Annotated in this window: 22 protein-coding genes and 1 pseudogene; 11 read left to right on the forward strand and 12 right to left on the reverse strand. The window is 60.9% G+C overall.

The window, feature by feature from the left end:
• Nucleotides 1-22: 22 nt before the first annotated feature.
• Nucleotides 23-1,180, reverse strand: a complete 1,158-nt coding sequence (locus tag ACZ1HA_RS08720) for an MFS transporter (RefSeq protein ID WP_472713561.1) — start codon at nucleotides 1,178-1,180, stop codon at nucleotides 23-25.
• A gap of 220 nt (nucleotides 1,181-1,400) precedes the next feature.
• Here ACZ1HA_RS08720 and ACZ1HA_RS08725 point away from each other — a divergent pair, with 220 nt between their 5' ends.
• Both ACZ1HA_RS08725 and ACZ1HA_RS08730 read left to right on the forward strand, forming a co-directional pair.
• The gene (locus tag ACZ1HA_RS08725; protein WP_472713562.1) at nucleotides 1,401-1,838 is read left to right on the forward strand and encodes a hypothetical protein; all 438 of its coding nucleotides are present in this window, start codon (nucleotides 1,401-1,403) and stop codon (nucleotides 1,836-1,838) included.
• Entirely contained in the window at nucleotides 1,835-2,038 is a 204-nt protein-coding gene (locus ACZ1HA_RS08730) for a VPLPA-CTERM sorting domain-containing protein (RefSeq protein WP_472713563.1), read from the forward strand. The genes ACZ1HA_RS08725 and ACZ1HA_RS08730 overlap by 4 nt, the downstream gene beginning before the upstream one ends.
• Before the next feature lie 72 nt (nucleotides 2,039-2,110).
• Here ACZ1HA_RS08730 and lpdA read toward each other — a convergent pair whose 3' ends face one another.
• The 6 genes from lpdA to ACZ1HA_RS08760 all read right to left on the reverse strand — a co-directional run bounded on the left by lpdA (nucleotide 2,111) and on the right by ACZ1HA_RS08760 (nucleotide 10,188).
• Nucleotides 2,111-3,505 carry a dihydrolipoyl dehydrogenase gene (gene lpdA / locus ACZ1HA_RS08735; RefSeq protein WP_472713564.1) on the reverse strand — a complete coding sequence of 465 codons (1,395 nt, stop codon included), beginning with the start codon at nucleotides 3,503-3,505 and terminating at the stop codon, nucleotides 2,111-2,113.
• A 126-nt stretch (nucleotides 3,506-3,631) separates the two neighbouring features.
• Nucleotides 3,632-4,219, reverse strand: a complete 588-nt coding sequence (locus tag ACZ1HA_RS08740; RefSeq protein WP_472713565.1) for a DUF924 family protein — start codon at nucleotides 4,217-4,219, stop codon at nucleotides 3,632-3,634.
• 90 nt (nucleotides 4,220-4,309) lie between these two features.
• Nucleotides 4,310-5,575, reverse strand: a complete 1,266-nt coding sequence (locus ACZ1HA_RS08745; RefSeq protein WP_472713566.1) for an MFS transporter — start codon at nucleotides 5,573-5,575, stop codon at nucleotides 4,310-4,312.
• A gap of 104 nt (nucleotides 5,576-5,679) precedes the next feature.
• On the reverse strand, nucleotides 5,680-6,735 hold the full coding sequence (queA, locus tag ACZ1HA_RS08750; protein ID WP_472713567.1) for a tRNA preQ1(34) S-adenosylmethionine ribosyltransferase-isomerase QueA: 1,056 nt from the start codon (nucleotides 6,733-6,735) through the stop codon (nucleotides 5,680-5,682).
• Between the two features lie 91 nt (nucleotides 6,736-6,826).
• On the reverse strand, nucleotides 6,827-9,340 hold the full coding sequence (locus ACZ1HA_RS08755; protein ID WP_472713568.1) for an AsmA-like C-terminal region-containing protein: 2,514 nt from the start codon (nucleotides 9,338-9,340) through the stop codon (nucleotides 6,827-6,829).
• Nucleotides 9,298-10,188 (reverse strand): hypothetical protein, encoded by an 891-nt coding sequence (locus tag ACZ1HA_RS08760; protein ID WP_472713569.1) that lies wholly within the window; start codon nucleotides 10,186-10,188, stop codon nucleotides 9,298-9,300. Before ACZ1HA_RS08760 ends, ACZ1HA_RS08755 begins: the two co-directional genes overlap by 43 nt.
• Before the next feature lie 124 nt (nucleotides 10,189-10,312).
• On the opposite strand from ACZ1HA_RS08760, the gene bcp reads away from it, so the two are divergent.
• From bcp to ACZ1HA_RS08780, 4 genes and pseudogenes are all read left to right on the forward strand, one after another.
• Nucleotides 10,313-10,774 carry a thioredoxin-dependent thiol peroxidase gene (bcp, locus tag ACZ1HA_RS08765; protein ID WP_472713570.1) on the forward strand — a complete coding sequence of 154 codons (462 nt, stop codon included), beginning with the start codon at nucleotides 10,313-10,315 and terminating at the stop codon, nucleotides 10,772-10,774.
• Entirely contained in the window at nucleotides 10,771-11,580 is an 810-nt protein-coding gene (locus tag ACZ1HA_RS08770) for a ferritin-like domain-containing protein (protein WP_472713571.1), read from the forward strand. Before bcp ends, ACZ1HA_RS08770 begins: the two co-directional genes overlap by 4 nt.
• A 180-nt stretch (nucleotides 11,581-11,760) precedes the next feature.
• Nucleotides 11,761-13,092, forward strand: coding sequence for a DUF5930 domain-containing protein (locus tag ACZ1HA_RS08775; RefSeq protein ID WP_472713572.1), 1,332 nt, complete (start codon nucleotides 11,761-11,763; stop codon nucleotides 13,090-13,092).
• Nucleotides 13,082-13,578, forward strand: a pseudogene (locus tag ACZ1HA_RS08780) (bactofilin family protein). Before ACZ1HA_RS08775 ends, ACZ1HA_RS08780 begins: the two are co-directional and overlap by 11 nt.
• 52 nt (nucleotides 13,579-13,630) lie before the next feature.
• On the opposite strand, the gene ACZ1HA_RS08785 reads toward ACZ1HA_RS08780, so the two are convergent.
• The 4 genes from ACZ1HA_RS08785 to ACZ1HA_RS08800 form a co-directional block, all read right to left on the reverse strand.
• The gene (locus tag ACZ1HA_RS08785; RefSeq protein WP_472713573.1) at nucleotides 13,631-14,599 is read right to left on the reverse strand and encodes a DUF3179 domain-containing protein; all 969 of its coding nucleotides are present in this window, start codon (nucleotides 14,597-14,599) and stop codon (nucleotides 13,631-13,633) included.
• An 83-nt stretch (nucleotides 14,600-14,682) separates the two neighbouring features.
• Nucleotides 14,683-15,546, reverse strand: a complete 864-nt coding sequence (locus ACZ1HA_RS08790) for a haloalkane dehalogenase (RefSeq protein WP_472713574.1) — start codon at nucleotides 15,544-15,546, stop codon at nucleotides 14,683-14,685.
• A 111-nt stretch (nucleotides 15,547-15,657) separates the two neighbouring features.
• Nucleotides 15,658-16,206, reverse strand: coding sequence for a peptidylprolyl isomerase (locus ACZ1HA_RS08795; protein ID WP_472713575.1), 549 nt, complete (start codon nucleotides 16,204-16,206; stop codon nucleotides 15,658-15,660).
• Nucleotides 16,199-16,705 (reverse strand): peptidylprolyl isomerase, encoded by a 507-nt coding sequence (locus tag ACZ1HA_RS08800; protein ID WP_375227432.1) that lies wholly within the window; start codon nucleotides 16,703-16,705, stop codon nucleotides 16,199-16,201. Before ACZ1HA_RS08800 ends, ACZ1HA_RS08795 begins: the two co-directional genes overlap by 8 nt.
• Before the next feature lie 126 nt (nucleotides 16,706-16,831).
• On the opposite strand from ACZ1HA_RS08800, the gene ACZ1HA_RS08805 reads away from it, so the two are divergent.
• The 5 genes from ACZ1HA_RS08805 to ACZ1HA_RS08825 all read left to right on the forward strand — a co-directional run bounded on the left by ACZ1HA_RS08805 (nucleotide 16,832) and on the right by ACZ1HA_RS08825 (nucleotide 22,304).
• Nucleotides 16,832-18,022, forward strand: a complete 1,191-nt coding sequence (locus tag ACZ1HA_RS08805; RefSeq protein WP_472713576.1) for a phosphoglycerate kinase — start codon at nucleotides 16,832-16,834, stop codon at nucleotides 18,020-18,022.
• A gap of 119 nt (nucleotides 18,023-18,141) precedes the next feature.
• Complete coding sequence (locus ACZ1HA_RS08810; protein ID WP_375227430.1) at nucleotides 18,142-18,441, forward strand: FtsB family cell division protein; 300 nt, start codon at nucleotides 18,142-18,144, stop codon at nucleotides 18,439-18,441.
• A 140-nt stretch (nucleotides 18,442-18,581) separates the two neighbouring features.
• On the forward strand, nucleotides 18,582-19,592 hold the full coding sequence (gene pdhA, locus ACZ1HA_RS08815) for a pyruvate dehydrogenase (acetyl-transferring) E1 component subunit alpha (protein WP_472713577.1): 1,011 nt from the start codon (nucleotides 18,582-18,584) through the stop codon (nucleotides 19,590-19,592).
• 3 nt (nucleotides 19,593-19,595) lie between these two features.
• The gene (locus ACZ1HA_RS08820; RefSeq protein WP_472713578.1) at nucleotides 19,596-20,978 is read left to right on the forward strand and encodes a pyruvate dehydrogenase complex E1 component subunit beta; all 1,383 of its coding nucleotides are present in this window, start codon (nucleotides 19,596-19,598) and stop codon (nucleotides 20,976-20,978) included.
• Between the two features lie 12 nt (nucleotides 20,979-20,990).
• Complete coding sequence (locus ACZ1HA_RS08825) at nucleotides 20,991-22,304, forward strand: pyruvate dehydrogenase complex dihydrolipoamide acetyltransferase (protein WP_472713579.1); 1,314 nt, start codon at nucleotides 20,991-20,993, stop codon at nucleotides 22,302-22,304.
• Between the two features lie 91 nt (nucleotides 22,305-22,395).
• On the opposite strand, the gene cysE is transcribed toward ACZ1HA_RS08825, so the two are convergent.
• Nucleotides 22,396-23,208 carry a serine O-acetyltransferase gene (gene cysE / locus ACZ1HA_RS08830; RefSeq protein ID WP_375227427.1) on the reverse strand — a complete coding sequence of 271 codons (813 nt, stop codon included), beginning with the start codon at nucleotides 23,206-23,208 and terminating at the stop codon, nucleotides 22,396-22,398.
• Nucleotides 23,209-23,256: the final 48 nt, after the last annotated feature.

Below are 23,256 nucleotides of genomic sequence, written 5' to 3' on the forward strand. Positions count from 1 at the left end.
CTTCCCCGCTGCGCGCTGATGCTCAGACGGAGCGGCGCCGCGCTGCCAGCCAGAGATGCACAACGCCCCCGATCACAAAGGCAAGCCCGGCCAGCAGGGGCAATCCGGCGTATCCGATAGTCCCGGTTGTGATAGCCATCACAGGCGTGCCCAGTGTGTTGCCCACATTGCCCATCTGCGCCATTGCGCCGTTGGCCTGTGCCTGCGACGCCGGAGCATCATTCAGCTGAGGCACGGCGGCGAAACTGGCCCCCTGGATCAACCCCATGCACCCCGCCAGAGCGATGCACGCGAATGCCCCGCCCGGCTCTACCCAAAGCCAGAGCATACAGAGCGCGCTGCCGGCAAACCCCACCAGAATAACGCCGACCGCCGGCATGAAGCGCAGCAGAACGACCCCGATGGTCATGGAGGCCCCGATACTTGTCAGTGGCATGGCCCCCATCACAAGCGCCCGCGTCCCGTCCGGGATATAGGGTGGCAATACCGTGAGCACCGACACGAAACAGAATGTATAGAACAGCCAGCCCAGCCCCGGCGCAGACACCCGTGGCGATGAATATATGACCAGATGTTCGCGCAGGACAGAGCCCAGCGAGAACGACCGGGTGTCCGGCGGAGAATCCAGCGCCCGCAGATGCATGCCGAGCCACAGTGCAAAAACTGCCATGTAGACTGCATGCGCGATCAGCAGCGCGGACAGGCCACCGGTATTCACCAGCGGCAGACCCGCCCAGGCCAGAACGGCAAAGGCCACCCCAAAAAAGGTCCCCCAGAGGGTGAGCGCAAAACCCCGATCCGAGGGTGCGCAGAGTTGCGCAATCAGGGTCGGCGCGGCGACCACAAGGGCCAGGTGCGACAATCCCTCAAGTGCGCGACTGGCCAGCATCCATGGCAACGCGGGCAAAAAGGCCTGAAACGCCGAGAGCGCCGCGCCTGCCCACAACCCCCACAGCAAAGCGCGCCGGTACCGGATGCGCGCAACAAGCAACCCTGCTGCCACACCACAGAAAATGCCCAGTATGCCAACGGATGAAACGATCAGACCCAGCGCATTTCCGGCCTGCGGGTAGTGCTCCGGCAACCGGTCAAATGTAACGCTGAACTTGCCGTACTGCGCCGCCGCGCCAAGGCCTGCGCCCCAAAGCGCCAGAACCAGTCCCCAGGGTGTCTTCTGCATCGGGTATCCTTTGACTGGTGTGATGTCAGAAGTCCCCGTCAGTGACAATCTGCATCCGGTGCAGTTGCTCTGTTTTCCACTCCGACGTGAAGGATTCACCAAAATATTTATGCGACTTTTAACTTCCCGGAAACGCTGGTAGCCGTAAGGGCAACAGGTAAATGGTTCCGGAGTATGTGGGGTACACAGAACACTTCCGGGAAGTAAGGAGTTCAGATCAATGACAGCCAAATCCTTGTTTTTCAGTGCAGTAACAGCATCCGTCCTGATGGGCGGATCGGCCAGTGCGGCCGTGGTCGGAATCGATTCGGACTGTGGTGGCTCAGGAAGCGCCCTGACGCAGGCCGGCTCCATCAGCTGCAGCGGCAGCGCAGACCGCAACGACACCGGCAATATCGAAATCTTTGAGAATGGCACTGGCGCCGGCGACAATGACTTCTTCTCGCTCGGCCTGAACGGCTCGCTGGTTCTGGAATTTGATCCGGTCATCGAAGGCGCCGCAACCGTGATCGAAATCACCAATGGCGGGGGTCATCATCCCACCGTGAAGCTGTCCGTATTTTCGGCTCGAACGACGGGATCAACTTCGACGTTCTCGGCACCGCTGACAATCAGGGCGGCATTGACGATGGTACACGCGGCACAACATCGACGGTGAGCTTCTCCGGAACCTACTCCTTCCTTGGATTTGTCGACATTTCCGAGTCCGTGTTCACCAACACACGTTCATCCGATGGCTTTGACATTGATGCGATCGTCGTATCTTCGGTTTCCGCAGTTCCGCTGCCGGCATCCGCACTGCTTCTGCTGGGTGGCGTTGCCGGCCTCGGCGCAATGCGGTCACGCCGCAAGAGCTGATCTTTGTGCAAAAGCAATTAAAAAAAGCGGAGCTTCGGCTCCGCTTTTTTCGTTCCGGGTTTTGTGGCCGGACTACATATGGATCACCCGGTCATACGCGTCGAGAACACTTTCGTGCATCATCTCTGACAGCGTCGGGTGCGGGAAGACAGTGTTCATCAGATCTTCTTCTGTGGTCTCCAGCTGGCGGCCCACGACGTAGCCCTGAATTAGCTCCGTCACCTCGGCACCGACCATATGCGCGCCCAGCAGTTCACCTGTCTTGGCGTCGAAGATTGTTTTGATCATACCCTCCGGTTCCCCCAGAGCGATTGCCTTGCCGTTGCCGATGAACGGGAAACGGCCCACTTTGATGTCAAACCCAAGCTCTTTCGCCTTCGCTTCGGTGTATCCGACGCTGGCCACCTGCGGGTGGCAATAAGTGCACCCTGCGATGGTTTCGGGTTTGACCGGGTGCGCGTGTTTACCTGCGATCAGATCCGCGACCATGACACCCTCGTGCGATGCCTTGTGGGCCAGCCAGGGTGCCCCCGCGATATCGCCAATTGCATACAGGCCTTCGACGCCCGTGCGGCAGAATTCATCTGTTACCACATGGGTCCGGTCAATCTTGACACCAAGCGCTTCGAGACCGAGCCCTTCCACGTTGCCGACAATCCCGACAGCAGAGATCACGGTATCGAAGTCCTGCTTTTCGACTTTGCCGCCTACTTCGATATGCGCGGTTACTTTACCTTTCGCCCGGTCCAGCTGTTTGACCATGGCCTTCTGCATGATCTTCATGCCCTGCTTTTCAAAAGACTTCTTGGCGAATGCAGAAATCTCGGCGTCTTCAACCGGCAGGACACGGTCCATCACCTCAACAACGGTCGTGTCAGCACCCAGCGTGTTGTAGAAGCTCGCGAACTCGATGCCGATCGCACCGGAGCCGATCACCAGCAGCTTTTTGGGCATGCGTTTGGGCTGCAGCGCGTGTTTGTATGTCCAGACCAGATCGCCGTCCGCCTCAAGACCCGGGAGTTCACGCGCGCGCGCACCGGTTGCCAGCACGATGTTCTTCGCACTCAGCGCTTCGGTGCCCTTGTCGGTTTTAACCGAGACCTGCCCTTTGGCAGAGATGGTCGCTTCGCCCATAAAGACGGTGACCTTGTTCTTTTTCATCAGGTGGCCAATACCGCCGGAAAGCTGTCCGGCCACTTTACGGGAGCGCTTCACCACCGCGTCGAGATCATAGCCGACGTTGTCGGCTTTCAGACCAAACTCTTTGGCCCGGTGCATCAGATGGAACACCTCTGACGAGCGCAGCATCGCCTTGGTCGGGATACAGCCCCAATTCAGGCAGATGCCACCCAGATGTTCGCGCTCCACGATGGCGACGGACATGCCCAGCTGCGCACCGCGGATCGCAGCAACATAGCCGCCCGGCCCTGCTCCTATCACAACCAGATCAAAGGATTTCGCCGCCATGAGATGTCCTCGCACGTTGAGTGTCAAAAATATAGTTTACCATTAAACTATATCTGAGCGTGCTTCAACACAGAGCGGGCCGCGACATAAGCGCGCCCTCATTCATGAGCGGTCAGCAGCCTGAAATCAGGCTGCTGCTGTTTCTTCCTGCAGGGCGCGGACAGTATTGCCGTAACCGCCCTTTGCCACATATTCCGCCTCCAGCGCCGTGTCCGGACGTGCCAGCGCGGCGTTGCGGGTCGGAAAGCGTCCGAACTGCCGGATGACAGCACGGTGCGCTCTGGCGTGCAGCAGATTGCTGCGGCCATACTCAGGCATACGCTCGCACATCAACCGCACACAACGGTCCTGATCACAGAGGTTTTCAGAGTGCATCAGCGGAAGATAAAAGAACTGGCGTGCCGGTTCATCAATCCGCATGTCCCAGTCCTTGTTGATCGCGGATTTCGCCGCGGCAAGGGCCACCCGGTCGGTCGAGAATGCACCGGCTGTATCGCGGAACATATTGCGCGGGAACTGATCTGTCAGAATGATGTAGGCCAGCGCGCCGGAAGGGTGTGTCAGCCAGAGAGAGAACCTCCCCTCGCAGGCACCTTCCCACGTCTTTTCAAATTTCTGACGGATCTGCGCATCCAGTTCAGGCGTCGCGTTGTACCACCCATCCGGGCCGATATCATCAAGCCAGAATTTCAGAATGTCCTGAGGATCAACCATAATAACTCCATCGTTCACCACATCCCCACCCGGAGTGTAGCTTTGTTGTGCTGCTCTGACCTATTCACAAATTGCGTCATTGCGACATAATCAGCTCTCGTTTTCCGACTTTTCAGCCTCAAGATCCGCCTCGATGGCGTATTCCTGGGCATATTCAACCGCAAGTGATGTAGAAGAAGGCGCAACCGGAACATACGTACCCGTCTCGTCCACCGGCACCGGTTTGGCGACGGTAGACCTGTAGCCGGCATAGGCGACCAGCATCGCAAAGAGCGCGCCGGTAAAGACATAAAACCCGCCCGGGCCGGTTGCATCAATCAGGTAGCCCGTGATCAGCGGGCCCGCAATCGCGCCCAACCCGTTGATGAAGATCAGCCCACCCGAGGCCGCCGCCATGTCGTCATGTTCCAGAAAGTCGTTCGTGTGCGCGATCAGAAGCGAATAAAGTGGGTTCGACATGCCCCCCACGACAAGCGCTGAGACCAGCAACAGCACGAACACGCCGCCCAGAACCAGCCCGATCACTGAGCCTGCAACACCTATAGCGGAGACGATCAGGATCAGATAGCGGCGGTCCATCCGGTCAGAGATCCAGCCGATCGGATATTGCAGAAGCATGGCACCGACAAAGAACATCGCCACGAACGTCGAAATCTGCCCCACCGACAGCCCTGCTTTGGCGCCATAAACCGGGGCCATGCCGAATTGCGCGGAAAAGACACCGCCCAGCAAAAACATGCCGACACAGCCCAGCGGAGAGTAGCCGTAAAGCTCACGCAGGCTCATCGGCTTGGTGGCCTCAAAGGCAGGCGTCGGGCTGATCGACAGCAGAATGGGCGTGACCGCGATGGAAACCAGCACGGACGGAATGACGAACAGAACGTATCCAGACGGATCCGCGGCCAGCAAAAGCGCCTGGCTGACCACGATACCGGCCGTCTGCACGATCATATAGAGCGACAGCGCCTGCCCGCGATTGGCATTCGTGGCCGCGTTGTTCAGCCAGCTCTCTGCGGTGACATAAACAGCGGAAAAACAGAACCCGATCAGCACGCGGCCCAGTGTCCAGACCCAGACTTCGGTCAGCGTGGGGTAGATGATCATGACTGCTGAAATCAGTGAGGCCAGGGCGGCAAAAACCCGCACATGCCCCACACGCCGGATCATGCCCGGTGCCATGCGTGAGCCGCCAAGGAAGCCGACGAAATAGGCTGACATAACGATCGACATCTCGAAGGTAGAGAAGCCCTCGATTTCACCCCGGATGCCCAGCAGCGTGCCCTGCATGCCGTTGCCGACCATCAGCAGACACATCCCCAGAAGCAGGGCCCAGGCGCTCGATAAAACCTGCAGCATGCGCGGTCTCCATGGTCCGTCGCGGTGGTACGACTCAGTAGGTTGTGCCGTTTTTCCCGCCCTATTTCAGGCCAGTACGCGACGCAATGGGTCGTATTGGTGCTTCAGGTTTTTTCGGGGATCAGCAGCGAAGAATCGCCGTAGGAAAAGAAACGATATTTCCGATCGATGGCATGCGCATAAATCTCGCGCATCCTGTGCTGCCCCATAAGGGCAGAGACCAGCATCATCAGTGTGGATTTCGGCAGATGGAAATTGGTCATCAGGGCATCTGTGACGCGGAACGTGAAACCGGGGTAGATAAAGATGTCCGTGTCGCCTTCCCAGGCGCGGATGCTGCCGTTCTGTGCGGCAGTCTCAATCAGGCGCAGCGCTGTGGTGCCCACGGGGATTACCCTGCCGCCTGACGCTTTGGTCTGTGCGATCTCATGCGCAGCCTCAGCGCTGACGCGTCCCCATTCGGCATGCATTCTGTGTGTGGTGACGTCGTCCACCTTGACCGGCAGGAAAGTCCCCGCCCCCACATGCAGGGTGACAAAACTGAACTGTACACCCCGTGCGGCGATTGCCCGGAGCAGTGCGTCGTCAAAATGTAGGGAGGCCGTGGGTGCGGCCACGGCACCTTTGTTGCGCGCAAAGACGGTCTGATAATCTTCGTTGTCCTGCGCATCGGCCGGGCGGCGGGCGGCAATGTAGGGGGGCAACGGCATGGCACCGGCCGCATTCAGCGCTGCATCAAAATCATCTCCCGACAGGTTAAACCGCAGCAGCCCCTGGCCTTCTGCGGTACCTTCAAGGGTCGCCCTGAAGTCTGCGCTGAAAACGATCTCCTCGCCCGCTTTCACCTTTTTGAGCGGCTTGATCAGTGCAGTCCAGGTGCCGTCCGCCCGCGGCTCCAGAAGGGTCACGCCGATGGTGGCTGCGGTGTTACCCTGCGCACTGCTGCGATGGCGCTGTCCGCTCAGACGCGCGGGGATCACACGGGTATCATTCAGCACCAGCCGGTCCCCCGCCTGCAGCCAGTCAGGCAACGCGGAGACGACACTGTCGGTGATGCCTGATCCCTCCGCGACAAGCAGTTTCGCAGAGGTACGCGGCACCGCCGGTCGGGTGGCGATCAGCTCTTCGGGAAGGTCAAAATCAAAGTCGGTCAGTTTCACGTGTCGCGGATGTCCCTGCTGGATACGGGCCGGCTGGGGCCGGTGTCTGCACATGCCCAAAAGTGCTGCAAAGTTCAACGCCCCGCGGGCTCTATCTGTCGCTTCCGCTGACGTTGGGAGGCGGGCGCCGCACCGGTTCGGGGGGTGGCGGTTCTTCTCCCTCGGCCAGTGGCACTTCGGGTTTGGGCGCGCGGAACAGATCCCGGATCCCGCCGGGAACCAGCGCAGTCAGCGGGTTCACGAAAACGTCCGGATCCTGCGTCGTTCCACTGATCGAATAATTGAACCCGAACAGGCCCTCCCCGCGGCGCGAGATGACCCTGCCGATTGCGTTGAGCAGATAGACCGGCGAAATAACGCCCTGCATCTGCAGCTGACCCGTCCCGGGGAAAAAAACGCCATCCATCGACAGCCCCATAGAAGAGCCCACGGCGCTCGCCTCGCGCAGCGTGATCCGGTCAGGCGTCAGGCGGAAGTCGGCGAGCACCTCTGAGAAGTAAATACCGTCACCGCCAAGCTCATTCACGAGCCCCACAATACTGATGGCATTGAGAAGTGCTGCGATGGCCGGCGCATCCACGACACTGATGTCGGTGACGCGGAGTTTGCCGTCGAGCGCCCCTGCTGTACCGACGGGGCGCAGGGCAAGTTCCAGCTGCCCTCCCCGGCCCTGTTTCAGCACACCGGCGGCGGCGACAACAGCGCCGGCGTCATCGGCGGCAATCCGGATCGCGGACCGGCCCCCTTCGGGCACCACCTGCCCGGCGATCCGCGCTTGGCCGTTCACAAGCCCGGTGAAATTGCCCAGCAGCCCGCCACCTCCGGTCGTGAATTCGCCCCGCAGGTTGCGCAGCGCGATGGAATCGCTGACCTGCAGCGTATCGAGCGCCAGTGTCAGCGGCCCGCTGGCACGGCCGGAGCCGCCAGCACTGCCGAAATCCGCCCGCCGCAGATCCACGCGGCCACCCGGGATGTTGACCGCCGGCGGCGCACCCTCGCCCCGCCCGATCAGTTCCGCGGGCACATCCAGCCAGCCCCCGACCCGCAACCGCGACAGGCGCACCCGGTCCAGAGTACCCCCCTCATTCAGCAGCACGTCACCCTCAGCCCGCAGCCCGGGCGCTTCAAGCCGCAGGCTGTCGACCCGGGGCACCGGGCCCAGCGTCAGCGCGACCTCCAGCTCGCCCGGGGTTGCAGCAGCCTTGGCCCAGCCAACCGGGGCAAAGGCCAGCCTGAGCCCTCTCAGATCAGAGGTCAGCCGCAGCGCTGGCGGCGTGTCGCGCGTCAGCGTGATGTCGATGTCCGCGGTGCTGCTGTCGCGGACGCTGCCCGGGGGCAGTACCACCCGGAACGTATCGAGCGCTTCCTGGCTGATCACGGCGGTTCCGGTGACCCTGCCGGGCGGTTGTGGCCCCTCGCCTACGGACTGGCGCCAGACGATATCAAACGGCACACCGTCCAGATCGCCTTCACCGCGCAGGCTGACCTCTTCGTCGGAGGCAACCAGATCGAGCGCGGGTGCCTGCAATACCCGGTCCGGCACCAGCACATCCGAACGTACATCTGTGATTGTTCCGGTAAGGTCATAGTTCACCAGTTCCAGCGGCACGCCTTTTTCAAGCGGCAGGGAAATCGTGCCCATGACCTGTGCCCGGCCTGATGCAATGTCCGGTGTCCGACCAGCCTTTTTCATGACCTCCAGCGGCTTACGGTCCAGCAGGGACAGCGCCGCCTTAACCCCACCACTGGCCCGCAGACGCACGACACCGGGCGTGAAATCTTTGATTTTGACGTCCGGAATGATGAATGCCGTGCCGGTTACATCGACCTCGCCCCCCTGATCGGCCGTCACGACACCTTCGTCCGCGACAACAACAAACCGGTTGCGCACCAGCGTCGCATGCCCCCGGGCGCCCGTCAGATGCGGCATTGTCCGCAGAAATCGCACTTCGCCGTCACTGAAATCAAAGCTCAGGAAAGTCTCCGGCTCTTCACCGGCGCGCAGACGCACAGCACCGGAAATGTCCCGCATGGTCCCGGCTTTGACGTTCTCTGCAATCCACTTACGCGACTTCGGTTTGACAGCCATCGGCCAGAGCTCCAGCAGCCGCGCAGGCCTCAGTGCGTTCATCTGGCCGTCCAGCGCGATCTCCCAGCCGCGGGCATCTGCCCGGATTGTGCCGTTGCCGGTTGCTACATTCCCGTCGTCCTCGACCTGCAGGCGCCCGATCTCCAGCAGGAACGGGCTGGTACTGAGCTGAAAATCCAGTTCCGCAACCGCAACCGATACCGGTTCGGGATAGAAATCTGCCGGGTTCACCGTCAGCCCGCTCAGACGGAGCTGACCGACCATGTCGCCGATGCGGCCGTTCACGGGCAGCCCGATTTCGGCCTGACCCTCAAGCGTACCGCGCCCCCATTTGCTCTCAACAGAGAGCTCATCAAACCGCAGTGTGCGGCTGTCAGGCAGATAGGTGAAATAGCTGCGTGCGCTGTCAATCGGGATCGCCTGTGCCTCGGGCGTGGGCTGGATCACACCGGCACCAATCTGAAAAGTAGCGTTCAGCGGCCGGATGCTGCCATCCTCCTCCAGACCTCCGCGCAACGCACCGGAAATGGGTGCGCGCAGGGCCCCGAGCCAGTTGAACGCGGCCCCTGGCTGGCAACGTCCACCGCGTCCAGATCACGGAAGGTGACACCGAATTCGGAGGCCCGCGCGCCGATTTCACCTGCATAGCTGGCCGCCAGGGTTGCAACCTGCGCGCCGCCGCCAAGCACGGCAAGATCGACAAAAATCTGCAGGGCCTCCGCCTCTCGGGTGAGCTGCAGCCTGCCTCCGTCAATGGTCCATGCACGGTTCGCGCGCTGATCCTCATAGCGCAGGGTCAGTGTCTGCACGCTCACACGCTCCAGACCCGTCAGCCCGGGACGCAGCAGGAAGTCATCCAGCTCTGTGACCAGTTCCGCGAGGTTGGGCGCCTCGCGCGTGACCTGCGCCGGGCCCTGTGTACCGGATATGGAAATGCGTCCCTCTGGCCCACGCCGGAGCGTCAGAAATACACCGCTTACATCAAGTGACGTAGGCTCCAGCTGACCCCGCAGCAGCGCATCAAGCGATGCCCCGGCCCGCATCTCGGAAAAACCGACGACATCCACGCCATCGGGGGTTGTGACCTGCACATTCCGGACGGACGCACGCGGGCGCCAGTCCTCATCAAGCAGCAGCACAAGCTCGCCAAAGGAAACCTCAGCTTCGGGTACCGCCGTCTGCAGGCGGTCGCTGATCTGCGCGCGCAACCATTCCGGTGCGGCAACTTCCCTCCCCTTAAGCCACCAGACGCTCCCTGCGGCCCCCCCGGCGATGAGCACCAGGCACAACAGACACCACACCAGTGCACGCCGAGCGCGCCGGCGGGTCGGTTTCTTGTCCTGATCGGGTGGCGCGCTGGTCAAATCTGTACTGGCCTGTGCGATAGGGTGTGCTAGAACGCTGTTTCTGACGGTCCGGGGCTTGGCTCATTCCGACCCTGACCTAGTATGTCACCTGACATCATTCCTGAAAACCCAAGAGACCGTTATGACAGAGATTTCACAGCCCGCACCTGACTTTACCCTGCCCGCCACCGGCGGCGAAGAGATCACGCTTTCCACCCTGAAGGGTCAGCCGGTGGTGCTCTTTTTCTACCCGCGCGATGACACGCCGGGCTGCACCAAGGAAAGCATCGCCTTTTCCGAAAGCCGCGAGGCCTTTGAAGAAGCCGGGGCAAAGGTCTTTGGCGTTTCCAAAGACAGCATCGCCAGCCATGAGAAATTTGCGGCGAAACGTGATCTCAGTATCCCGCTGCTGTCCGACGAAAACGGCACCGTCTGCGAGGATTATGGCGTGTGGAAGGAAAAAAACATGTACGGCAAGAAATACATGGGGATCGAACGTACGACATATCTGATTGCCGCCGACGGTACGGTCGCGCAGGTCTGGAACAAGGTGAAAGTCCCCGGTCATGCAGAGGCCGTGCTGGAAGCGGTGCGCGCGCTGTGAAACCCCTGGCGCAGATGGCCGAAGACGTGCTGCGCACGGCCGATGGCCGCGCCAAAACAGCCCTGTCGCGCGAATACGCCGCCGCCTGGCAGGCCGCACGCGCGACGGGTGAAAAGCCTGAAATCGGTCACGCTGACCCTCCTTTGCACCCCGCACGGCCGGAAAAGCCTGAGCTGCTCAGCCCGCGGGATGTGCCGCGCCGCCGCCCCGGCACGCCCGAGGGGCGCATCGCGCTGCTGCATGCTGTGGCCCATATCGAGCTGAATGCGGTGGACCTGCACTGGGACGTTATCGCCCGGTTTTCGCATGTGCCGATGCCGATGGGATTTTACGACGACTGGGTCAAAGCTGCGGGCGAAGAATCCAAGCATTTCAACCTGATGTGCGACTGTCTTGAAGAGCTTGGCAGCCACTATGGCGCACTTCCCGCCCATGCAGGGATGTGGCGAGCCGCCGAGGATACAGCCGAGGATTTCATGGGCCGGCTCGCGGTTGTGCCAATGGTGCTCGAAGCCCGCGGCCTCGATGTAACGCCCGGTATGATCGAAGTGTTCCGCAAAGCTGATGCCGCATCAGCCGTCGCAGCGCTTGAAGTCATATACGCCGAGGAAGTGGCCCACGTGGCCTACGGATCAAAGTGGTTTCATTTCCTCTGCGGCCGCCACGAGGAAGACCCCAAGGAACGCTTTCACGCGCTGGTCCGCACCTATTTCCACGGCCCGCTCAAACCACCTTTCAACGAAGAAAAAAGGGCGGAAGCGGGCATCCCGCCCGACTTTTACTGGCCGCTGACCGAAGACGCCTGACCTTCCAGACCAACGATTCTCGGCAGTTTTTTGCCCATTTTGCAACATTCAACGACAGGTTGATGCCGGATCGTTAATGCTGCTTGCCCGACGCCCGATGGCTGGTTAATCACTTTCCGGGGATACGTGACCGGCCCGCAGAAGGCCCGTCCGGAGCAGAAACGGAATAAGGATTTCCTTGTGCGCACACGGCTGGCTATCAGAACTCACGCTCTGCTGGAACGGATTTTTCCTGAACGCAGGGTCTTTCTGAAATCCGACGCCGATACCCGTTTTATCCGCCTGCGCCCCGGCACACAGCTGATCGCCTTTGCAGGCGGTGCCGCGCTGGTTGCATGGGCCATCGTCGCGACAGCTATTATCCTGATGGACAGCATCGGGTCCGGCAATTTTCGCGAACAGGCGAAACGGGACCAGACGACTTACCTTGCAAGGCTCAATGATCTGTCCGCGCAGCGTGACAGCCGCGCCGCCGAAGCGCTGGCCGCACAGGAACGCTTCAACGCAGCACTGGCGCAGATTTCGGTGATGCAGTCCGAACTGCTGGCCTCAGAAACACGCCGCCACGAGCTGGAAACCGGGATCGACGTGATCCAGACGACCCTGCGGGAAACCATGCGCGAGCGCGAAACAGCGCGCCGTGAAGTCGCCGCTCTGCGCGACGAAGCCGACAGTGAGAACCAGCCCACTGCACTGGCCGCTGCCGTTGGCGGCGCACCGGTTGATTTCCTGGCCGACGCCCTGGCACGGACCGCTGAAGAACGCGATCAGGTTGTGGCCGATGCACAGGATGCGCTGCGCCACGCCGATGAACTGGCGCTGGAGATCGCGCTCATGAAGGAAGACAATGACCAGATCTTCCGCCAGCTCGAAGAAGCCATGACCATTTCGGTGGAACCGCTCGACAAGATGTTCCGTCAGGCTGGTCTGCCGACAGACCGCATTATGAACGAAGTCCGCCGCGGGTATTCCGGCGAGGGCGGCCCGCTGACCCCCCTCTCCTTTTCCTCCAGCGGCTCCGAGCCGACCGCCGACATGATCCGCGCCAACCGCCTGCTCGGTCAGATGGATCAGCTGAACATGTACCGCATCGCCGCTGAGAAGATTCCGTTTGCGATGCCCGTCAAACAGGCGTTCCGGTTTACCAGCGGGTATGGCTTCCGGCGTGACCCCAAAACGGGTGGCCGCCGGATGCACAAGGGCGTGGATTTCGCGGCCCCGCTTGGCACAGATCTGCACGCAACTGCGGACGGTGTCGTAACAGAAGCGGGCTGGTCATCAGGTTATGGTCGGCTGGTGAAAATCCGCCACGCCTTCGGGATCGAGACACGTTACGCGCATCTGTCAAAAATACGCGTTAAAGTTGGGCAAAAGGTCTCGCGCGGGGACCATATTGGTGATATGGGAGCATCCGGACGGGTGACCGGCGTGCATCTTCACTACGAAGTCCGCGTCGGCGGTAAATCTGTAAACCCAATGACCTATATCAAGGCTGCAAGAGATGTTTTCTAAGAGCAAAATCAACGAACCAGGCCCCAAGCAGGGCGAGACTGACACGCCGGCACCAGCGGCTTCCTCTGCGCCTGCGACGCCCAAACCAACGGAATACAAGGCTTCGGCGCCCAAGCCCAAGCCCCTGCCTCGGTGCTGTCATCTGATCTGCACGTGACCGGCAACATGAAGACCAGCGGCGACATTCAGGTCGAGGGCACCGTAGAAGGCGATATCCGCGCCCATCTTCTGACCATCGGCGAAAGTGCCACCATCAAGGGCGAGGTTGTCGCTGACGATGTGGTGATCAACGGCCGTATCGTCGGCCGCGTGCGTGGCCTCAAGGTCCGCCTGACATCGACCGCACGTGTTGAGGGTGACATCATCCACAAGACAATCGCGATCGAAAGCGGCGCGCATTTCGAAGGCTCTGTTCAGCGTCAGGACGATCCGCTGAACCCCGGCGCAAAAACCGCACCGGCGGCCAAGCCGAACCCGGCATCCTGACCGGCCTGCAAGCGAACAACACAAGGCGCTGCATCCGTTGCAGCGCCTTTTTTCATGGTGCCAGCATCCAGTCGCCCGCGGGCCAGAACGCATGGAAAGCAAAGGCGAACATCACGTTATGCGGCACATCCTGACCTGCGCTGTCCCGCACGCGGATTGAGCCCACATCGCGTCCCAGCGCCATCTCTTCTGTGTCCAGTGCCGAGGCCTGACCCGCCCGCCAGCTGATGGTCACACCGGCCTCCGTCACCTCACCTTCCCCAGCAATGCGGGTCATCGGCCAGGCGCGCCCGCCGACGCGCACCACCCGGGCCAGCGGATCAATGCCGTGCGGCGGGTTTTCACCGGAGTAAAGGAACGGCTGCTTCAGACTGTCATAGCCGCGGTACGGGTTGCGCCCGTAGTCGCGGTTGAACCCGGGTTCGGCCATTACCAGACCGTTCGGATGCGCCGTGCGAAAGTTCCCGAAGTCCTCCATCCAGGTGGGAAGCTGGCGAAGTTCCTGCCCCGCCATCAGCCCCACAATGCCCTGCCCTGTTGCCTGCTGCCACCAGCTCTCCGTTTCGCGGTCATACATCACCATATCGGACGCCCGCAGTTTTCCGGACACGCCGAAGCTGAGCAAGTCTTCTCCGACGCGCCGGTCAAAGGTCAGGCCGGAATTGCACAGCGGGCAAAAAGTCACCGCGACGGGAACACCGCCAATCCTGTCGTTCACGATCTCATGCCAGGTCAGGTACCGCAGCGGGTAAGCCCGCGCAGCCTGACCGTTCAGCAGGACGGTGATCACCGGTTCCCGGTCGGGTATGTCCGCCACCTCCGCAACCGGGCGGAAATCCGGGTTGTCCAGTGCGGGAATGCCATCTTTGGGCGGGCCGCCGGACCGGATCTCTGACCAGTCGTCAATCAGGGTCACACCGAACTCAGTCCGGGGCCATTCGGATTTCCACCGTCCCGGATCGGCCTCTGCTGCGACCCCAATCACCGCACAGAATCCAGCTGCTGCAAACAAACGTGTCATCGCTCACCCCCGCGCAGGATCATGCCACAGGCTGGCCCATACGGCACAGCCACGCAAGCAGATGTGACCATATGTCAGTGGGATCAGAGACCTTCCTGCGTGATCCAGTCAGCAATCGCCTGTCCGATTTCAGCGCCGCTGTCTTCCTGGATGAAATGACTGCCGGCGACCTGAACCTCCCGCTGATTTGGCCAGGCGCGGCAGAACTCGCGCTGCTGCCCGATCAGGATCGCACCGGGATCGGCATCAATGAACAGCTTTGGCAGATCGCTGCGTTTGAGCCAGGATGCATAGGCACCTATGCGCGCCACAACTTCCGCAGGCTCCCCACCGATGGGGATCTGGCGCGGCCAGGTCAGGGTCGGGTAACGGTCTTCGCGCTGCAGAAACGGTCGCCGGTATTCGGTCATTTCTGCCTCTGTCAGATCACGCAACACCGATCCCGGCAGAATGCGTTCGATAAAGACGTTCCTGTCTAGGATCATCTCCTCGCCCGCCTCTGACCGCAGGGCCTGAAAAACCGGCATTGCGGCTTCTGAAAAATCGCCCCAGCCCGGCAACGGCATTACGATCCCTTCCATATAGGCGATGCCGCGCACGGCCCTCTGGTTGTGAAAGGCCCAGTCAAATCCCAGAGCAGATCCCCAGTCATGGACCACCATCAGCACGTCCTTTTCGAGCCCCATCGCCTGCATGAAACCCGCCAGATACCGGCTGTGCAGGTCAAAGGTATAGGTGCCTGCGTCCGCACCCTGTAATTTGGCACTGTCGCCCATACCAATGAGGTCCGGCGCGATGCACCGCCCCAGATGCGCAACTCCGGGCATCACATCCCGCCACAGGTACGACGACGTCGGATTACCGTGCAGAAACACGATGGGCCGCCCCTCGCCCATCCCGGTCCAGGCCATGTCCTGACCCATGACGTTCACGAAATTCTTCTGCATGTGCACCTCCCGCCCGCTGTGCGCATGCAACACCACGATGCAGGGACCGGGCAACAAAAAACGGCAGGCCCCGCCGGAGCCTGCCGTCAGAAAACCGCGATGAACGCGCGGTTATTCGGTTACAACAACCGTCTGCATCACATCGGGCTGACCGATGATCGCACCGTTCGGGCCGTCACCACGTTTGATGGCATCCAGCACATTGAGACCCTCTGTCACCTGACCCACGACCGTGTACTGGCCGTTCAGGAAATAGCCCTCGTTGAACATAATAAAGAACTGGCTGTTCGCACTGTTGGGGTTCTGGGCCCGCGCCATGCCAACGATACCGCGATCATAGGGCACATCGGAAAACTCAGCGTCCAGGTTGGGCATATCAGACGCCCCGGTGCCCGCGCGGCGCATGTCGCCGCCCAGTCTGCCGTGCTGGACATCGCCGGTTTGTGCCATGAACCCGTCAATCACCCGGTGAAAGACGATCCCGTCATAGGAACCACCGGCTGCGAGCGTGGTGATCCGCTCCACGTGGTTAGGTGCCACATCCTCAAAAAGGTCGATGACAATCACACCGTTGGCCTCACCGGCCACAGTGATTTCGATCCCGTCTGCCAGCGCAGGTCCTGCAGCCAGCAGAAGAGCAGCGGCTGCGGCCCTACGCATCTGCCGCTACCTTCACCGAAATCATGCGGTCGGGTTCCGCTGGCGGCTCGCCGCGGGTGATGGCGTCGACATGCTCCATGCCTTCGATGACCTGGCCGTAGACGGTGTACTGACCGTTCAGGAAATCGTTGTCCTTGAAGTTGATAAAGAACTGGCTGTTGGCACTGTCCGGGTTCGCGGACCGTGCGGCCCCCAGCGAGCCGCGTGCATGCGGGATCTTGGAGAACTCTGCCGGCACATTCGGCAGATCCGATCCGCCGGTGCCTGCCATACGCAGGTTGAAACCGTCTTCCATATCGCCGTGCTGAACATCACCTGTCTGCGCCATGAACCCTTCGATCACCCGGTGGAATGCGACGTTATCGTACTGGCCCGACCGTGCAAGTTCCTTCATCCGCTCCACATGTTTGGGGGCCACATCCGGCAGCAGCTGAATGGTCACAGTACCGCCCTTCAGTTCCATCAGGATTGTGTTTTCGGGGTCTTTGATCTCGGCCATAAGGCGCTCCTTGTCTGAATACTTGGGCATCTACCTAAGCTTTGGCGCCCCGATTGCCAAGCAGGTCCATTGACCTCGCCCGTGATAAGCGCAAAACAGGACGCATCACAGAAAAGGAGTGGTCTGATGGGCTGGAAAACGCTGGATGACATGGATCTGAGCGGAAAACGGGTTCTGGTACGCGTCGATATCAACGTGCCCGTCGAAGACGGCCGCGTCACCGACACCACCCGGATTGACCGGATTGTCCCGACCATCAAAGACATTCTTGCCTCAGGCGGTCTGCCCATTCTGCTGGCTCACTTCGGGCGCCCGAAGGGACAGTACGTGCCGGAGATGTCACTGCGTGTCACGCTGCCCGCGCTGGAGGCCGCTCTGGGTCAGCCGGTCACCTTTGTGGAACGTCCGGACCCGGACGCGCTGGCCGCTCTGCCCGCCGGATCGGTGGTGCTTGTAGAGAACACCCGCTTTGCGCCAGGCGAAGAGGCAAATGACCCCGGCATGGCACAGTTCCTCGCGACGCTGGGCGATGTATTCTGCAACGATGCCTTTTCCGCCGCGCACCGGGCGCATGCTTCCACCACGGGTGTGGCGCATCTGCTGCCCTCCTGCGCCGGACGGCTGATGCAGGCAGAACTCTCTGCGCTGGAAGCGGCACTTTCAACGCCCGAGCGCCCCGTTGGCGCCGTGGTCGGCGGTGCGAAGGTATCGACCAAAATCGCGCTTCTGGAAAACCTGGTCGGGCGCCTCGATCTGCTCGTGATCGGCGGCGGTATGGCCAACACCTTCCTCGCCGCTCAGGGCGCACAGCTCGGTGCCTCTCTGCAGGAACCGGACTTCATTGACACGGCAAACACGATCATGGCGCAGGCCTCCGATAGCGGGTGCCGCGTTTTGCTGCCGACAGACGGGCTGGTCGCGCGCGAGTTCAAAGCGGGCGCGGATCACGAAGTGATTGCCCTGGGACCCGACACAGTTCTTGAGGCAGACCAGATGGTACTGGATGCAGGACCGGACAGCGTACGCGCCGTTTCCGGGGCCTTCGCTGACCTGAAAACACTGATCTGGAACGGGCCGATGGGTGCCTTTGAAATTCCGCCCTTTGACATGGCCACCAACGCAGCAGCAGCCGACGCGGCCCGCCAGACCCGCGCTGGGTCACTGATCTCGGTGGCCGGCGGCGGGGACACGGTCGCTGCACTCAATCAGGCAGGGGCGGCCGGAGATTTCACTTATATCTCCACCGCTGGCGGCGCGTTCCTGGAATGGATGGAAGGCAAGACACTGCCCGGCGTCGCGGCACTTGAAACCGCCTGAACCGCTCTGAAACCGCGGTTTTTCTGCAGTTTTAGGCCTTTGGGGGATTCACAGGAGTCCGCATCTGTGGCATAGTCTGCGCATGCCCGCAAAGAGGCAGTGACACAGGCAACGCGCAGATGAACAGGCAGAACCGCCCCGCATTCGGAACCTTTGTGTTCTTCACGCTGGCCCTCGGGCTTGCGACTTATTTCACCTTTGCTGCCGTGCAGGGTGATTTCGGGCTGTTCCGCCGGGCAGAGATCAATGCGGACGCACAGGTGCTGAGAACGCAGCTGGCCGATCTTGAAGCTGAAGTTTCCCGCATGGAAAATCTGACCCTGCGCCTGTCGGATGATTACCTCGATCTCGACCTGCTTGATGAACAGGCGCGACGTGTTCTGGGCCGTATCCGCGCGGACGAAATCGTCATCAGATAACGCCTTCTCCGGTGATTTCCGGCCCGTTCTGACGCCGCGTCAGAATGACACTCGCAAATCCCCTCCGAATCCGATAATAGATAGTTTAACGCTAAACTATCTCTCCGGAAGCCCCGGAACAGAAGACGGAGGACCGCCATATGGCAACCCGCAAAGCGGCCAAGAAGCCCAATGTGTCAGCGGAAGAGCTGAAAGCCTACTACAAGGACATGCTGCTGATACGGCGGTTCGAGGAAAAAGCCGGCCAGCTTTACGGCATGGGTCTGATCGGCGGTTTCTGCCACCTCTATATCGGGCAGGAAGCCGTTGTTGTGGGTCTTGAGGCCGCAGCCGAGGAAGGCGACAAGCGCATTACCTCTTACCGCGATCACGGCCACATGCTGGCCTGCGGGATGGACCCCAACGGTGTGATGGCCGAGCTGACGGGCCGCGAGGGTGGGTATTCCAAAGGTAAAGGTGGCTCCATGCACATGTTCTCGAAAGAGAAGCATTTCTACGGCGGCCACGGCATCGTCGCAGCACAGGTACCGCTTGGCGCGGGTCTGGCCTTTGCCGACAAATACCAGGAAAACGGTCGCGTCACCTTTACCTATTTCGGGGACGGTGCCGCCAACCAGGGCCAGGTCTACGAGGCCTTCAACATGGCCGCTCTGTGGAAACTGCCCTGTGTCTTCGTGATTGAAAATAACCAGTATGCCATGGGCACGTCCCAGCAGCGCTCGACTTCTTCTGCGGAAATCTACGAGCGCGGGAAGTCGTTTGGCATTCCGGGCGAGGCCGTCGATGGCATGGATGTCCTGGCCGTCAAAGCTGCCGGCGAAAAGGCCGTCGCACACTGCCGCTCCGGCGAAGGCCCCTACATCCTGGAGATCAAAACGTATCGTTACCGCGGGCACTCCATGTCCGACCCGGCCAAGTACCGGACCCGCGAGGAAGTGCAGAAGATGCGCGATGAGCGCGATCCGATCGAAGCGGTACGCTCGCTGCTGCTGACCGGCAAACACGCCACCGAGGACGATCTCAAAGCGATCGACAAAGAGATTAAGGCGGTCGTGAACGAAAGCGCCGAGTTCGCCAAATCCTCACCGGAGCCCGCGCTCGAAGAGCTCTGGACCGATATCTACGCCACAGAAGTACCGCAGGAGGCCTGAACCATGGCAACAGAAATTCTTATGCCCGCGCTCAGCCCCACGATGGAAGAGGGCACGCTTGCCAAATGGCTTGTCAAAGAAGGCGACACCGTCTCTTCCGGTGACATCATGGCCGAGATTGAAACAGACAAGGCCACGATGGAATTCGAGGCCGTCGACGAGGGCGTCATCGGCAAAATTCTCGTCGCCGAAGGCACTGAAGGCGTGAAGGTGAACACGGCTATCGCTGTTCTGCTCGAAGAAGGCGAAGACGCTTCCGCTGCGGAAAGTGTTTCGGCACCGGCCCCGGAGGCAGCCCCCGCTGCCGACGCGGTCGCTGAGGCGTCCGCGCCAGTGGCCGCCGAGGCGACCGCCCCTGCCGCGCCCCGGACGGACACGACACCGGACTGGCCCGAAGGCACCACACTGAAACAGCAGACCGTGCGCGAAGCACTGCGTGACGGCATGTCCGAAGAAATGCGTCTGGATGACACTGTCTTCCTGATGGGTGAAGAAGTCGCCGAATATCAGGGCGCGTACAAAATCAGCCAGGGCATGCTGGACGAGTTCGGCGCAAAACGGGTGATCGATACGCCCATCACCGAACATGGTTTTGCCGGTATTGCCACAGGGGCAGCCTTTGGTGGCCTGCGCCCGATTGTAGAATTCATGACCTTCAACTTCGCCATGCAGGCGATTGACCACATCATCAACTCCGCGGCCAAAACGCTTTATATGTCCGGCGGCCAGATGGGCGCACCCATGGTCTTCCGCGGACCGAACGGTGCTGCAGCCCGCGTTGGCGCTCAGCACAGCCAGGACTACGCCGCCTGGTACATGCAGATCCCCGGCCTGAAGGTCGTCATGCCCTACTCGGCATCCGACTACAAAGGCCTGATGAAAACCGCGATCCGCGACCCCAACCCAGTCATTTTCCTTGAAAACGAAATTCTCTATGGCCGCACCTTCGACGTGCCCGAGATCGACGACTACACGGTGCCCTTCGGCAAAGCGCGCATCTGGCGCGAGGGCTCTGACGTGACCATCGTCAGCTTCGGCATCGGCATGCAGTACGCGCTGGAAGCCGCGGACAAACTGGCAGAAGACGGCATCTCAGCCGAGGTCCTCGACCTGCGCACACTGCGCCCGATGGACACCGCCAGTATCCTGAAATCTGTCATGAAAACAAATCGTTGCGTCACAGTCGAGGAAGGCTGGCCGCAGGGTTCAGTTGGTAATTACATCAGCTCGGTGATCATGCAGGAAGCTTTCGACTATCTCGATGCGCCTGTGATCAACTGCACCGGCAAGGACGTGCCCATGCCCTATGCCGCCAACCTTGAAAAACATGCGCTGGTGACCACGGAAGAAGTCATCGCCGCTGTGAAACAAGTCACCTACAAATAAGGAGCGCGCATTATGCCTACCGAAATTCTCATGCCCGCCCTGAGCCCGACCATGGAAGAAGGCACGCTCGCCAAATGGCACGTCAAAGAGGGCGATACTGTCTCCTCCGGTGACATCATGGCCGAGATCGAAACCGACAAAGCCACGATGGAGTTCGAGGCCGTTGACGAAGGCACGATCGGTAAGATCCTGATTACTGAAGGCACTGAAGGCGTGAAAGTGAACACCGCCATCGCGATCCTGCTGGAAGACGGTGAAAGCGCGGATGACATCAGTGCCACCGCTCCTGCTGCAGCCCCGGAAGCCGCACCAGCGGCTGACGCGACCACCGAGGCGGCTCCGGCAGCGAGCCCCGAGAAGGCCGCCCCTGCCCCGGCCGCACCGACAGGTGCAGACGGCACCCGTATCTTCGCATCCCCTCTCGCGCGCCGCATCGCCGCGGACAAGGGCGTCGATCTGGCAACAGTTAAGGGTTCCGGCCCACATGGGCGCATTGTCAAAGCTGACGTCGAAGGTCTCAGCGCATCCGCTGCACCGCAGCCCGCCGCAGCTCCGGCAGCCGCCTCTGCTGCCCCTGCAGCGGCTCCGGCGGCAGGTCCCGCCGCCGACGCAGTCATGGCAATGTATGACGGTCGCGAATACGAGGAAATCAGCCTCAACGGCATGCGCAAAACCATCGCCGCCCGCCTGACGGAAGCCAAACAGTCGATCCCGCATTTCTACCTGCGCCGGGACATCGAACTGGATGCGCTGCTGGCATTCCGCGGTCAGCTGAACAAACAGCTCGAAGCGCGTGGTGTAAAACTCTCGGTCAATGACTTCATCATCAAAGCCTGCGCACTGGCACTGCAGACCGTACCCGACGCCAACGCTGTCTGGGCCGGTGACCGGATGCTGAAACTCAGACCCTCTGACGTGGCCGTTGCCGTCGCCATCGAAGGCGGGCTTTTCACACCGGTGCTCAAGGACGCGGAAATGAAATCCCTGTCCGCTCTGTCCGCAGAAATGAAGGACCTTGCAGGCCGGGCACGCGACCGCAAGCTCGCCCCACATGAATATCAGGGCGGCAGCTTTGCAATCTCAAACCTGGGCATGTTCGGCATCGACAACTTCGACGCGGTCATCAACCCGCCGCACGGTGCGATCCTTGCCGTGGGCGCCGGTGTGAAAAAACCGGTGGTGGGCAAAGACGGTGAACTCGCCGTGGCTACGGTCATGTCCGTCACCCTCTCCGTGGACCACCGCGTGATCGACGGCGCCCTGGGGGCACAGCTCCTCACCGCGATCAAGGACAACCTGGAAAACCCGATGACCATGCTCGCCTGACGCGCCATCGGGACCTGCACCACAGGTCAGAACAAAACAACTCCGGAGACCGCATGGCCTCCGGGGTTTTCTTTTTCAGCGGCAGTGAAGGTCAGACAGCGTCCGGCCCCAGCATGTGGTTCATCGATACTGATGGCTGATCACAGCCCGCCTCGCCCACAATACGCGCCGGAATGCCCGCAACAGTCTTGCAGGGCGGCACTTCCTCCAGCACCACCGAACCTGCGGCAATGCGGCTGCAATTGCCCACCTTGATATTACCCAGCACTTTCGCACCGGCACCGATCAGAACACCGTCACCGATTTTAGGATGCCGGTCTTCTTCTTCCTTGCCTGTCCCGCCCAGCGTAACCGAATGCAGCATGGAGACATTGTCACCCACCACTGCCGTTTCGCCGATCACGATGGAATGGGCATGGTCGATCATGATGCCGCGCCCGATCCGCGCCGCCGGATGGATATCCACGCCGAAAATCTCTGAAACCCGCATCTGCACGAAATAGGCAAGATCACGTTTGCCCTGTTCCCACAGGTGATGGCCCACCCGGTACGCCTGCATCGCCTGGTATCCTTTGAAATAGAGGATCGGCTGCAACAACCGGTGGCAGGCAGGATCACGTTCATAGATCGCTACAAGATCGGCACGCGCCGCCCGGACCAGTTCAGGGTCGGACGCATAGGCTTCCTCGACCATCTCACGGACCACAACCATCGACATCTCATTGGATGCCAGTTTAGCGGCAATCCTGTAAGACAGCGCCTTCTCAATGCTTCTGTGATGCAGGATACAGGCGTGCAGGAAACCGCCCATCAGCGGCTCGTCCAGCGCAGCTTGACGCGCCTCGGCACAGATCTGATCCCATGCAGGGTCTACAGCAGCAATGTTTGTATTGAGTTCAGCCATGGCGAAGTTCCTTTCAGAGGAACATTTAACCCCTCCCCCCGGAAAATC

The sequence above is a fragment of the Roseobacter sp. S87 genome, assembly GCF_055693285.1.